The sequence below is a fragment of the Bacillus sp. mrc49 genome, from assembly GCF_002803435.1.
Map to the genome: position 1 here is coordinate 1 of NZ_PHNG01000798.1, position 12770 is coordinate 12770.

The 12770-nt window shown below is 44.4% G+C and carries 13 protein-coding genes; 9 read left to right on the forward strand and 4 right to left on the reverse strand.

All coding sequences use genetic code 11. The annotated features are described in order from the left end of the window. The 8 genes from CVN76_RS26185 to CVN76_RS26220 all read left to right on the forward strand — a co-directional run. On the forward strand, window positions 1–619 hold a 619-nt coding region (locus tag CVN76_RS26185; RefSeq protein ID WP_332850687.1), incomplete at its 5' end, for a pentapeptide repeat-containing protein. Window positions 620–789: 170 nt separating this feature from the next. Next, the gene (locus CVN76_RS26190) at window positions 790–1521 is read left to right on the forward strand and encodes a glyoxalase (protein WP_198512490.1); all 732 of its coding nucleotides are present in this window, start codon (window positions 790–792) and stop codon (window positions 1519–1521) included. Beyond that, window positions 1499–2167 (forward strand): O-methyltransferase, encoded by a 669-nt coding sequence (locus CVN76_RS26195; protein WP_100533645.1) that lies wholly within the window; start codon window positions 1499–1501, stop codon window positions 2165–2167. Before CVN76_RS26190 ends, CVN76_RS26195 begins: the two co-directional genes overlap by 23 nt. A gap of 73 nt (window positions 2168–2240) precedes the next feature. Further along, window positions 2241–3530, forward strand: a complete 1290-nt coding sequence (locus CVN76_RS26200) for a glycosyl hydrolase family 8 (protein WP_100533646.1) — start codon at window positions 2241–2243, stop codon at window positions 3528–3530. 34 nt (window positions 3531–3564) lie between these two features. Then, window positions 3565–3963 (forward strand): VOC family protein, encoded by a 399-nt coding sequence (locus CVN76_RS26205; RefSeq protein ID WP_100533647.1) that lies wholly within the window; start codon window positions 3565–3567, stop codon window positions 3961–3963. A 779-nt stretch (window positions 3964–4742) separates the two neighbouring features. After that, a complete protein-coding gene (locus CVN76_RS26210) occupies window positions 4743–5057 on the forward strand; it encodes a thioredoxin family protein (RefSeq protein ID WP_100533648.1) in 315 nt (104 codons plus the stop codon). A 209-nt stretch (window positions 5058–5266) separates the two neighbouring features. Next, entirely contained in the window at window positions 5267–5773 is a 507-nt protein-coding gene (locus CVN76_RS26215; protein WP_100533649.1) for an RrF2 family transcriptional regulator, read from the forward strand. Between the two features lie 2 nt (window positions 5774–5775). Next, window positions 5776–8625 carry a YhgE/Pip domain-containing protein gene (locus tag CVN76_RS26220; RefSeq protein ID WP_232732481.1) on the forward strand — a complete coding sequence of 950 codons (2850 nt, stop codon included), beginning with the start codon at window positions 5776–5778 and terminating at the stop codon, window positions 8623–8625. Between the two features lie 55 nt (window positions 8626–8680). Here the strand turns inward: CVN76_RS26220 and CVN76_RS26225 are convergent, their stop codons facing one another. The 4 genes from CVN76_RS26225 to CVN76_RS26240 all read right to left on the reverse strand — a co-directional run bounded on the left by CVN76_RS26225 (window position 8681) and on the right by CVN76_RS26240 (window position 10641). Then, window positions 8681–9016, reverse strand: coding sequence for an ArsR/SmtB family transcription factor (locus tag CVN76_RS26225; protein WP_100533651.1), 336 nt, complete (start codon window positions 9014–9016; stop codon window positions 8681–8683). Beyond that, a complete protein-coding gene (locus CVN76_RS26230; protein ID WP_100533652.1) occupies window positions 9017–9445 on the reverse strand; it encodes an SRPBCC family protein in 429 nt (142 codons plus the stop codon). It abuts the gene before it with no gap. A 111-nt stretch (window positions 9446–9556) separates the two neighbouring features. Then, a complete protein-coding gene (locus CVN76_RS26235) occupies window positions 9557–10003 on the reverse strand; it encodes a DUF6376 family protein (protein ID WP_100533653.1) in 447 nt (148 codons plus the stop codon). Window positions 10004–10035: 32 nt separating this feature from the next. Beyond that, complete coding sequence (locus tag CVN76_RS26240) at window positions 10036–10641, reverse strand: protein kinase family protein (protein WP_100533654.1); 606 nt, start codon at window positions 10639–10641, stop codon at window positions 10036–10038. Window positions 10642–11218: 577 nt separating this feature from the next. Here CVN76_RS26240 and CVN76_RS26245 point away from each other — a divergent pair. After that, on the forward strand, window positions 11219–12770 hold a 1552-nt coding region (locus tag CVN76_RS26245; protein WP_157805808.1), incomplete at its 3' end, for an SH3 domain-containing protein.

Genomic DNA, 12770 nt, shown 5'->3' on the forward strand with positions numbered 1-12770 from the left:
CAAGATCGAAAAAGAGTTACCCCAAGGAAACTTTCAGGAAATTTATTATAAAGATGAGCCATATCTTGATGCCTGTATCATCACCAATTGTACGATTGATCGCGAAAAAATCGACAAAATCGTATTATCACAGGTGATTTTTAAAAATGTGACATTCAGCGATGTATCGTTCAGGAATATTGAGCTGACGGATGTGATTTTTGACCATTGTGACTTGACCAATGCCGATTTCATGGCTGGTTCGATTCATCGTGTCGAATTCAAGGATTCGAAATTACTGGGAATAAACCTGTCCGATGCCAGTTTAGGAAATGTCCAATTCGATAGCTGCAACTTGAATTTAAGTGCCTTCGGTTATGCATCATTAAAACAAGTGAAATTCGCTCATTGCTCATTGGAAAGCGCAGATTTTTATGAGTGTACGTTCAAGAAAGTGATGTTCGATGCCTGCAGATTGAATGAAGTGAATTTTTCCCGGACGCCACTTAAAGGAATCGACCTTAGCAGTTCCACCTTCCAAAGGCTGACCGTATCCTTGGAGGATCTAAACGGCTGCGAGGTTTCCCCGGATCAAGCGATAGGCTTTGCTTCCATGCTCGGACTGAAAATCAAAGAGTGACCTATAATGGGTCATTTATATGAACTCAGTGGATCGCCAATTTGGTGGTCCTTTTTTTTTGCGGGGTGCGGCCATGAATATATTGTTTATGTAAATAAATCATGCAGAATGTTTCCACAAATTAAGGTTTGCTTTACAATATTTGTTAGGTAGGTTGAAGGGGGTCAACGATGATTATCAATAAGGTCACTTTATACAGTCATGTCTTGGATGAAATGCGGGATTTTTATGTAGGTGAGTTAGGGTTCGAGTTACACTCACTAACCGATGATGGTTTTGCCATTAAGGTGGGGGAGAGTGTGCTGGAGATGAAAAGCTATCATCTCCAAGATAAGCCCTTTTATCATTTTGCCATAAACATTCCGACGAATTTATTTACCTCGGCAAAAAAATGGGCAAAGTCCAAGGTAGAGTTAATGAAGGAAGATGGTGTGGACGAAGTTCATTTTAGCCTTTCAGATGCCCATGCCTTTTATTTTTTGGACCCATCAGGCAACATTGTCGAGTTCATATCCAGGTATGCCGTATCACCTGAATCCCAGTCAAAGACTTTCTGCGCACGAGAATCGTTGTGCATAAGCGAAATAAACCTTACGACAGATGAAGTGGGGGATATCGGGAATACGTTGATGGGCTTAGGGCTGCCGGTAAGGAAGGATGAATCGATAAATGAAGGCCGATTGAATTTTATAGGGCAGCATGAGGAAGGTTCGTTTTTACTGTTGGGTCCCAGGAATAGGCGCTGGTTTTTTTCGGATAGGGTGTCGGAATCCTTTCCGCTTTCGGTGGTCATTGATGACCAGCTGACCATTTCATTGGATGATGAAGGAAAGATGAAGGCTGAATCAGGTGTAACCGGCCAAGGAGGGCGATCGTTATATGTCAGAAAAGATTTGGAATGAGGTAGATTTATATTTTAGTACTAAGCTTCATACGACGGATCAGATCATGGATTCGATATTGAAAGCGAATGCTGAAGCGGGGCTGCCAGCGATTGATGTATCTCCAAACCAAGGGAAATTCCTTCATCTGTTAGCGAGACTCACTGGAGCGAAAAGCATCTTGGAAATCGGGACCCTTGGCGGCTATAGCAGTGTGTGGCTCGCTCGTGCTTTGCCGGAAAATGGCCGGTTGATAACGCTGGAATATGAGGCGAGGCACGCAAAAGTGGCTGAAGCGAATATCAAGCATGCAGGATTGGCCGATAAAATCAAGATTATCGTGGGGGCGGCGCTGGATACCTTGCCAAAGCTTAAAGAAAAGGGATTATCCAGCTTTGACCTCATTTTTATCGATGCCGATAAGTCCAATAATCCCGAGTATCTTAAATGGGCGCTGGAACTTTCCCGGCCGGGGACCGTGATCATCACCGATAATGTCATCCGTGATGGAAAAGTGCTCGACCCAGATAGCGATGACCCGAATGTGAGGGGAATCCGTACATTCATAGATAAGCTATCACAAGAACCAAGAATTGATTCCACGGTCATGCAAACGGTCGGAATGAAGGGGTATGATGGGTTTGTGATCGGGGTTGTAAAAGAGTGAAATGCATGCACAGGGGAAATGGGAAAAGGAAATCACATGAGTGAAACGTACATCATAATTCAGGGAGACGGCCATGAAAAAACGAGTAAGCATAATGATCGGAATCGGAGTGATCATCATCGGGATCATCTTCTTGGCAGCGGGGGTTTCTCAAACCACTCAGACGCCAAAGGAAGAGATGGCCGCTAAAAGGGCATTTCCGCAGCATGCAATTTATCAATCAGGAACGATAAAACCTGACCATATATCACAAGAGGAGCTGGACGATGCGGTCGCGGATTTTTATGAAACTTGGAAAAATCACTATCTCAAACAGCCAGCCGATAAACAAGATGAATATTATATCTACTACAACGATAAAGGATATGCAGAACCCAAAAACGCCGTGACCGTTTCGGAGGCCCATGGCTATGGAATGATGTTGACGGCCATCATGGCAGGCAGCGAGGATAAGCGGTATTTCGATGGACTTTACCGATTTTATAAAGCGCATAAAAGTGATAATGACCCTTCGTTGATGGCGTGGCAGCAAGTGAAGGATAAAACCGGGAAAATCATCAATACGCCAGGAGATGCCGACTCGGCAACCGATGGCGATATGGATATCGCTTATTCGCTGCTGTTGGCTGATCGTCAGTGGGGAAGCGATGGGAACATCGACTATCTTGCCCGGGCAAAAGACATCATGGAGGCGATCATGGCGCATGAAATCAACCGGTCGAAGTCGCTGATCAAATTGGGCGACTGGGCCGGGGATGATGATGAGGTATACGGAAAAGCCACACGTTCTTCCGATTTTCTTCTCAATCACTTGAAGGTATTCGAGGCGGAAACAGGGAATCATGACTGGGCGGCTGTAACGAATAAGGCGCATGAGATCATGCATACGATTTATGAAGAACAAAGTCGCGATACAGGTCTGATGCCGGATTTCATTGTCCTATCCAGGGATGGATATCAGCCTGCACAAGCGGACTTTTTAGAAGGGGAGAATGATGGCGATTACAGCTGGAATAGCAGCAGGACCCCATGGCGCTATACGGTTGATTATTTGTTGACCGGTGATGATAGGTCGCTGCCGCAATTAAAGAAGATGAATGAATGGATCAGAGCGGAAACGGATGGAGACCCTAACAATATTCAATCCGGTTACACGCTAAGCGGAAAAACAGTGGAGGAAGGCAATAGTACAAGCTTCGTTGCCCCACTCATGGTGAGTGCCATGATCGATTCGTCCAACCAGCAATGGATCAACGATTTGTGGGATCGGACAATACAGTCAAAAGAAGACGATGACTATTTTGCCAATACGATAAAATTACAGTCAATGATTGTGGTGTCAGGGAACTGGTGGGCACCATAATCGGGCAATTGATGAAAAGGGAGTTGGATGACCAATGAAAAAAGTGACCCCATTCTTGATGTTCCAGGGAAATGCGGAAGAAGCCATGAATTATTACACCGCTTTGATCGAAGAGTCCGAAATAACAAGCATGACGCGGTATGGAGCCAATGAGCCAGGTGCAGAGGGAAGCGTCACGCAAGCCACCTTCACCTTAAAGGGTCAGGAGTTCATGTGCATCGATAGTAACATTGAGCATCAATTTACGTTTACACCTTCGTTTTCTATCTTCCTTACATGTGATGGGGAAGAAGAAATAGACAGGCTTTATTCGGATTTATCTGAAGGCGGACAAGTGCTGATGCCATTGGGTGATTATTCCTTTAGCAAGAAGTTCGGATGGATATCCGATAAATTTGGTGTCTCCTGGCAGCTGACCCTCCCTTTGGAATGAACAGGAAAACACCATTAACGGCAGCGTGTAGAAATTTTCCGAGTGTAGGCCAAATTATAGGTAGTGCAGGCCGAAATAATAGGGTGTAGGCCGAATTATATGAGATGAAGGCCGAAATAATAGGGTGTGGGCCGAATTATATGTAGTGTAGGCCGAAATAATAGGGTGTAGGACGAATTATTGGGCGTGTGGGCCGAATTATATGTAGTGTAGGTCGAAATAATAGCGTGTAGGCCGAATTAATGGGCGTGTGGTCCGAATTATATGTAGTGTAGGACGAATTAATGGGCGTATCGGCCGAAATAATAGCGTGTGAGCCGAATTATATGTAGTGTAGGACGAAATAATCGGGTGTAGGCCGAATTATATGAGATGAAGGCCGAAATAATAGGGTGTGGTCCGAATTATATGTAGTGTAGGACGAATTAATGGGTGTGTAGGCCGAAATAATTGAGTGTGGGCCGAATTATATGTAGTGCAGGCCGAATTAATGGGTGTGGGCCGAATTACATGTAGTGCAGGCCGAAATAATAGCGTGTAGGCCGAAATAATAGGGTGTGGGCCGAATTAATGGGCGTGTGGGCCGAATTATATGTAGTGTAGGACGAATTAATGGGCGTATCGGCCGGATTATCGGTGCCATGACACAGGTGGGAGCATTTAATTGGTGGTTCAGGTGAAACTGTTTGTGCTCTTGAGGAATTAATTATATAGTAATCGTTGAGTACATTCATCTTGGAGTATTATACGGTGATAAGAAAAGGTGCGGAGGAGAAATCATGAAAACTATTGGCACAGAACAAGAATACCGTGAACAAATCAAACAAGAGGGACTGACGGTCGGAATTTTTACGACTACGTGGTGTCCAGATTGTAAACGCTTGGATATGTTCATCGATGAAATCACACAAGAACATCAAGACAAACAGTGGTTCACGATCGACCGTGACGAGTTCCCCGAGATTTCCGAGGAGCAAACGGTGATGGGAATTCCATCGCTATTGGTGTTTAAAAATGGTGAGAAGGTTGCACATCTGCACAGTGCAAATGCAAAAACTCCAGAGGCGGTCAACGAATTTTTAAAAGAACTGTAAGTGTCTCTGACAAAGGAAACCCCGCGTGATATCGTCATGCGGGGTTTCCTTGCCTTTCTGTATTTCCTCATTACTGTCCAAAAAGAAAAGACTTGTAAATTTTTCTATAAAATATCTTGATTTTTAAGATGAAACGCGGTTTAATTATAGATACGAAATATCCATTATGGATATTGGATGTCCACTTATGTATAAAGAGGTGAAAGGAATTGCAATTAACAAAAGGGGTGGAGCAAGCGATATGCATCATTGTCATACTCTCGACTCAGGATAAAAGGGTGCCACTTTCATCTAATGAGATCAGCAGAAGGTTAGAAGTTTCTCCTTCGTATTTGAAAAAGATCATCCGGAAATTGGTCGTGAAGCAAATCATCACTTCAGTACCAGGAAATAATGGCGGTCTCTCTCTTGCCAAAAGTGTAGATGAGATAAAAAACATCGAAATAATTGAAGCGATGGAAGGCCCGATAGCGATGTTTCCGGATACAGGACTTATTGAAAAAGCGTTTAAAGACGGCGAGTATGCGGAAAAGGGAGTGGATGTTCTTCGCCGGATGTTTACTCAGGCGGATGAACTTCTGATGGAGTTCTTTTCTAGTCAAACGGTGGCAGATCTGTTAAGAGAAAGCTTTGGTACAAAAGAACTTCCGACCCTGAATTGGAACTCGGTGTCATTGAATGAATTAAAGTGTGAAGAGACAGGTGAAAAAAATTGAATATGCTAAAACAAGAATGGAAGCTTTTCCTAACGAATAAAAAACTGGTGGGTGTCGCCATTGTTTTACTGTTCGTTCCGATTATTTATGGAGGATTATTTCTTAGTTCCGCTTGGAACCCGTACGGCAAAACAGGTAATTTGCCTGTAGCCGTCGTGAATAATGATGTGAAGGCAGAATATGAAGGGAAGACCTTGACGGTCGGCGATGAGCTTGTCGATCGGTTAAAGGACAACGACGATCTGGAATGGCATTTCGTTTCGGAAGAAAAGGCGAAAAAAGGATTCAAAGATGGCACGTATTATATGGTCGTGACGATTCCGCGTGATTTTTCGAAAAATGCGTCAACCGTTATGGATAAGAAGCCTAAGAAAATGAATTTAACATATGATGCGAATCCTGGACGCAGTTTCGTTTCTGAAACGGTCGGGACCAAGGCAACGAATAATTTGAAAACGGAGATTGCTGAAAGTGTCACAAAAGAATATGCGGAAGCGATTTTCTCGCAGCTCGGAGAAATCGGGGATGGTTTCAGTGAAGCAGCGGATGGGGCATCGAAATTGGATGACGGCGCCGATAAGCTTCATGATGGAAACAAAGCAGTGACAGACAATCTGAATAAATTAGCGTCCAGTACATTAACTTTCAAGGACGGGGCGAATAAGCTTCAAATTGGCGTTGGCAAGTTTTTGGACGGTGTTCATAAACTAGAAGGCGGCGCAACGGAATTAAACAAGGGGATAGCCCAATATACGAATGGAGTCGGGCAGCTCCAAACGGGTGTTAATGAACTAGCATCGGGTACAGGAGAGTTAACGAACAACAGTGAGGCGTTGATGCAAGGCTCTTCCCAGCTTTCGAATGGATTGGCCAAAGTGGTCCCGGGAGCCCAAAGTTTGAATAATGGCTTAGCGGAAGCACAAACCGGCAGTGCCAGTCTGAATGATGGCTTGAATCTATTATCGGAAAATGCAAGTCAACTGACGGATCACTCGACAGGCATTCCAAAGCTGGCGGAAGGCCAAAGGAGCTTGAATGATGGAATCACCAAGCTGTCGGAGGGAAGTCAGGCGTTGAATGATGGTTTGAAAAAACTGGATGGCCAATTGCCTGCTGGTGAACAGCTAAGTCAGCTTACACAAGGACTGGCAAGCATCCAAAACGGCGTCAATAAATTGCAAGAAGCGATCCCGGCAGGAAGCAGCACGTCCGGCACGGTATCCAGCATCAAGAAGGATCTTGAGAACAGCCAAGCAGCTTTAACGCAGCTTCAATCATCCATTGCGAGCAACGGACAAAGCACAATCGATGCCGTCAAAGGAACTGAAGCTTACAAAGGCATGACAAGTGAACAGCAATCCGAATTACTCGGGGCGATTCAAAACGAAGCGCAAATCCAAGCAGGTTCCCAAAAGGAAATTGCATCGGCGCTTGCAGGGAGCATATCCGATTTATCTGCACAATTAACGAACCATGTGATGCCAGTATTGAATGGTTTAGGTCAGCTGCCGGAACAAGTGGCAGCCTTGAATAGTGCTGTGAATAAAGTCAATCCGAACGCGGTTTCAGCGTTGAATGGATACACGGCCATAAAGGATTCACTGGAAAATCAGTTCATTCCGGGTGCATCGCAATTAAATACAGGTCTGTCGGAAGCGGTTAATGGCAGCAATCAATTAACGGAGGCAACCGATAGCCTAAATGAACGAACACCGGAACTGGTGAATGGCATCAATCAGCTGGCACAAGGCGGTTCGTCGTTGAATAATGGCCTTTCAAAACTAACTGAGGGTTCTGGTCAATTGGTAAATGGGGTTTCCCAGCTCCAAACAGGCTCAGCAGCCTTTGGAAGTGGTTTAGAAAAGTATACGTTCGGCGTTAAAAAGGTAGGCGAAGGGGCGAGCAAACTGGCCGATGGCGCCAACGAACTGAATGAGAACTCAGCCGCCTTGAACAATGGTTCATCTGCACTTGTTGAAGGTACGGAACAATTGGCAAGCAATCTGCCGACATTAAGCAATGGCGTCATCCAGCTTGCTGATGGTGCAGGTAAGATCAATGAAGGTTCATCGAAACTAGCAAAAGGGTCAAATAAACTGGGAGATGGCATCTCCTCACTGAAAGATGGAACGAAAGAGCTTTCGCAAAAATTAAGCGATGGCGCTGAAGAAATAAACAGTAATGAAACATCAGAAGCTAATTACAGCATGATTGCTGAACCAACAAAGGTTAAAGAACAAAAAATCAGCAAGGTACCGAATTATGGCCATGCCCTGGCTCCTTATGTATTGTCTTTAGGATTATTCGTAGGTGCAATTGCCTTCAACATGGGCTTCCCGACAGGCATGCCCTCCACACGGCCTACATCAGGGGTGGCATGGTGGTTCAGTAAATTCACCGTGCTATTCATTCAAGCAACGATTTCGGCATTGGTGCTTGATGCAATCATGATCTGGGGAATGGATTTACAGGTCGAGAGCTTGGGGCAATTCATCATCGTTTCAATCTTGACCTCCCTGACCTACATGTTCCTTGTAACCTTCCTGACCGTAGCCTTTGGAAATCCTGGCCGCTTACTAGCGATGATTTTCCTTGTATTACAAATAGGTGCAAGCGGGGGAATGTTCCCAGTCGAGCTAATGAATAACTTCTACAGTGCGGTTCATCCGTTCATTCCGATGACGTATTCCGTCATGGGCTTCCGTCAATCGATGAGCGCGAGCCTTGGATCGGATGCATTGACCTCCAGTTATCTTTTCCTTGCTGGGTGCATCATTGTATTTAACCTGCTCTTGTTGCTCACATTGGTTATTCGCAAGCGCAAAGAACAAACGATCGAAGGTGAAGCATAATAATAAATGAGAAAGCCCCCGGAGCCATTGTGCCGGGGGTTTTCTTCTTTTTATCTTAATCCTTCGTTTCTTCCGGATTTTCAACCACATGCTTAAGGATGGAGAGTTTGTTATCCCAGAATCGGTCATAAAATGAAAGCCATTCCTTCAATTCGTTTAAGGGCTCGGGCTGAAGCCGAAAGCGTTTCTCTCTTCCTACCTTCCGTCCGCTAACCAATTCAGCTTCGGAAAGAATATGAAGATGTTTGGCAATCGCCGTACGGCTCATCGGAAAATGAGAGGTGATGGCCGAAATGGGTAATTCCCCTTCAGTAAGCAATTGCAGGACTTTTCTGCGGGTGGGGTCGGCCACAGCTTGGAATACATCATATTTTTCTGCGGAAGAAGTCACTTAGCCCTCAACAGCCTTTTTAAGTCGTTCATTAACGATCTGATCCCACCCATGCGCCATTCTATCGCGGATAACCGAGCTTTTTTCATTCGCTTTCGGAAGAATCGATCCAGGCTGCTTCCACCCGCCATGGATCAGGGTGAATTCAGTTTTGCCATCCTGCTCTTTTAAATGGAATGAAACGATCCAACCGTCAGTATCCCACGAGAAAGAGAGCCGATGAGGCGCATCCATCTCCAATACTTTACATGGAGAGGGGCCAAACGGTGATTGTACATGGAACTCATGTCCCACTTTCGGCTGAAAATCATTCGGCATGAACCATGAAGCGATCCCCTCGGCAGTCGATACTGTATCCCAAACCTTTTGGATCGGCGCTTCAATAATGACGGTCTTCTTGACATCCTCTAAAGTATGCTGCTTTTCCATAGTGACTCTCCCTTTTAAATGTAATGTAAAACCATTTGGTTTCGCTTTAACGATTATATAAAACCATTTGGTTTCATGTCAACGGTTTTCACTGGAGCGATCTTCCTGGTTTTATTCATTCCCTATTTTTTCAATTTGTTCCGATAAGCTCGTTATTTGATCGATGGTTTGCATGATTTCTGATTCTTCCAATGCTTTAGGATCGATTTGGCCTTTTTCAATATTATTCAGGTATAATTCAATGCCATCTGACAGCTGCTGATTTGAAGCAACGATTTTTTCATGGATGGTTTCGGCGATTTGAGGTGGCTCGGTTGCATTGAATTCTTCAATCTCCGTTTTCATCTGCTGCAGCTCTTTTTCAAGGCTTTGCCTTGCTTCGGTATTCGTGACGGCATCTTGGGCCAATGCAGGTACCTCATTGGCAAATCCCTTAACGGTATTCACATACTCCGTCGCATTATCTGCATATTCCAAGGATGAATGGACTTCCCCCAAAAGCGAGCACCCGCTTAAGGCAAGGATGGAAACAAAAGCGATCGCGATTATTTTTTTCATATGTGCCTCCTATGTGATTTTATTCGGATTGATTAAATGGGTAAAAATCTTTTTTTATAAATCGCTGCAATCGAATTCAATATGAATCCGGGAATTCTTTTCGGGAAGAATGACTTTGAATAGAAAAGGTGAAAGGCGCTTTTCAAATCATGCCACTGATTGCAGGATTTAACCTGCTTGAACCTTGCTACGTCGATGATCTTCACCTTTTTTTCGGAAGTGATGAAAATGTTCCTTAAATGGATATCCGAAGGGTTCAACCCTTCTTTTCTTGCTAATTGCAAAGCATGGTCAATTTCCTCGATGTTTTCTTCCGTTATCGGGATCCCTAACGTCAAACATTCAAAAAGGGTGTTGCCTTCGATATGATCGATGACCAGATAATTCAAACCGGCAGCATATAGAGTTGGATAATAATCAATGGATTGAACGGTTCTGTATATTTCGGCTTCCACTTTAGCTGTTTGGATTTGGTCCGGGAAAAACACCTTTAGCGCTTTATTGGTGGAATGTATCCGGAATACATAAGCACTGCGGCCCTTGCCGATAAGAGTTAGGGATGGGTCGGCATCAAGCAATGAATACTTCTTATCATCGGAAATCTTGACGCTTGCTGCTAAATCATTATAGTTCTGCATACTATTCACCTCTAATGTGCAAATTTAGAATCAAAAAAGACGGTATGACCGATTATTGGTCATACCGTCTTTTAAAAACCAAAAGACCTCACCAAATAATCGGCAAGGTCTTGCAAACAACTGGAATCAGTTGCCAATAAAGCCGAGGATAAAATCCTGTATTGACGACTTTATTGTATAGCTACTCCCCTTAACAGAAGGATTCTTATAAATTTATATATAGTAATTATATAGTTTATGGGCTTCCCCCGTCAAATATGAGGATTGATGGGGTGACCTCGCAATTTTATTCAATGCATATGGTATATCACGTAATTAATTATTCTAGTATATCATTATTTGCGGCATTCAGCCACTGGTTGCCTTTTATAATATCAATATATTTCAAATATTACTATAAAGTTACTTAAATGTCTTTTAGTTTACTAATATGTTAAAACCTAAGCAATCACCCGGTGGTTCCAAAGAAATGTGTTATATTTTTAATGAATAAGTACATATACCTATATTATTATACTCGTATTAACCGATATTTAAATAAATGTTAAAAATATAATGCTTTAGTAGGGAGAATGATATGAAGAAATTAATTATACCAACTTTCTGTTTTGCAGTATTGTCGACAGTTGCATTCGAAGAAAAAATATCTGCAGCTCCACTACATGCAGAACAGACCAATGTTGATACAGGCGTCATGTATGTAAATGTAAATTCCGGTTCACTCAATATGAGGAAAACGGGAGCGGAAAGTGCGAGTATAGTTGCCAAGCTTTCAAAAGGCACGCCGGTAACGATTTATTCGGAATCCAAGGGTTGGACGAAGGTCAAAGCCAATGGTAAGGAGGGGTATGTCAGTACTAAGTATTTATCGGCAACGAAGCCAGGGGCTTTAACTAGGGCCGCCGTAACGGTAAAGACGGTGACGAAATATGTGAATGTCAGCACGGGTTCCCTCCATATGCGGAAAAGTGGGACCGAAAGCGCAGCCATAGTAACGAAGCTGACGCGTGGCACACAGGTGACGGTTTATTCGGAATCCAAGGGTTGGGCGAAAGTAAAAGCCAATGGTAAAGAGGGTTACGTCAATGCCAAGTATCTATCGGCAACGAAACCGGACCAGGCAGCCAAATCTTCCGTAACAAGTAAGACGGCAACAAAATATGTGAATGTCAGCACGGGTTCCCTCCATATGCGGAAAAGCGGGACCGAAAGTGCAGCCGTAGTAGCGAAGCTGACGAGGGGCACCCAGGTAACGGTCTATTCGGAATCCAAGGGTTGGGCAAAGATCAAAGCCAATGGAAAAGATGGTTATGTCAATGCCAAGTATCTTTCGGCAACGAAGCCTGATCAGGTAACCAAAGCCGCCGTAACTGGAAAAACGGCGACGAAATATGTGACGGCAAGCACGCTCAATATGCGAAAAGGCGGTAACGTAAGCTCCAGCATCGTCACGAGGCTTTCAAAAGGGACGCAGGTGACGGTTTATTCGGAATCGAATGGTTGGGCCAAGGTCAAGGCCAATGGAAAAGACGGGTATGTCAACACCAAGTATCTATCGGCAACGAAGCCTGATCAGGTAACCAAAGCCGCCGTAACTGGAAAAACGGCGACGAAATATGTGACGGCAAGCACGCTCAATATGCGAAAAGGCGGTAACGTAAGCTCCAGCATCGTCACGAGGCTTTCAAAAGGGACGCAGGTGACGGTTTATTCGGAATCGAATGGTTGGGCCAAGGTCAAGGCCAATGGAAAAGACGGGTATGTCAGCACCAAGTATTTGTCGGCAACGAAGCCAGCGGCTGGATCCGCAGTAACCACCCAAAAAACGACGACGAAATACGTGACGGCAAGCACGCTCAATATGCGAAAAGGCGGTAACGTAAGCTCCAGCATCGTCACGAGGCTTTCAAAAGGGACGCAGGTGACGGTTTATTCGGAATCGAATGGTTGGGCCAAGGTCAAGGCCAATGGAAAAGACGGGTATGTCAGCACCAAGTATTTGTCGGCAACGAAGCCAGCGGCTGGATCCGCAGTAACCACCCAAAAAACGACGACGAAATACGTGACGGCAAGCACGCTCAATATGCGTAAAAGCGGTTCGGATAGTTCAAGCATTGTCGCGAGGCTTT

What these genes read in the sequence shown, in the direction of transcription:
- CVN76_RS26235 (WP_100533653.1), bottom strand. Translation starts at nt 10,003, where the DNA reads ATGAAAAAAATAATCGCGATCGCTTTTGTTTCCATCCTTGCCTTAAGC.
- CVN76_RS26200 (WP_100533646.1), top strand. Translation starts at nt 2,241, where the DNA reads ATGAAAAAACGAGTAAGCATAATGATCGGAATCGGAGTGATCATCATC.
- CVN76_RS26190 (WP_198512490.1), top strand. Translation starts at nt 790, where the DNA reads ATGATTATCAATAAGGTCACTTTATACAGTCATGTCTTGGATGAAATG.
- CVN76_RS26210 (WP_100533648.1), top strand. Translation starts at nt 4,743, where the DNA reads ATGAAAACTATTGGCACAGAACAAGAATACCGTGAACAAATCAAACAA.
- CVN76_RS26230 (WP_100533652.1), bottom strand. Translation starts at nt 9,445, where the DNA reads ATGGAAAAGCAGCATACTTTAGAGGATGTCAAGAAGACCGTCATTATT.
- CVN76_RS26240 (WP_100533654.1), bottom strand. Translation starts at nt 10,641, where the DNA reads ATGCAGAACTATAATGATTTAGCAGCAAGCGTCAAGATTTCCGATGAT.
- CVN76_RS26205 (WP_100533647.1), top strand. Translation starts at nt 3,565, where the DNA reads ATGAAAAAAGTGACCCCATTCTTGATGTTCCAGGGAAATGCGGAAGAA.
- CVN76_RS26220 (WP_232732481.1), top strand. Translation starts at nt 5,776, where the DNA reads ATGCTAAAACAAGAATGGAAGCTTTTCCTAACGAATAAAAAACTGGTG.
- CVN76_RS26195 (WP_100533645.1), top strand. Translation starts at nt 1,499, where the DNA reads ATGTCAGAAAAGATTTGGAATGAGGTAGATTTATATTTTAGTACTAAG.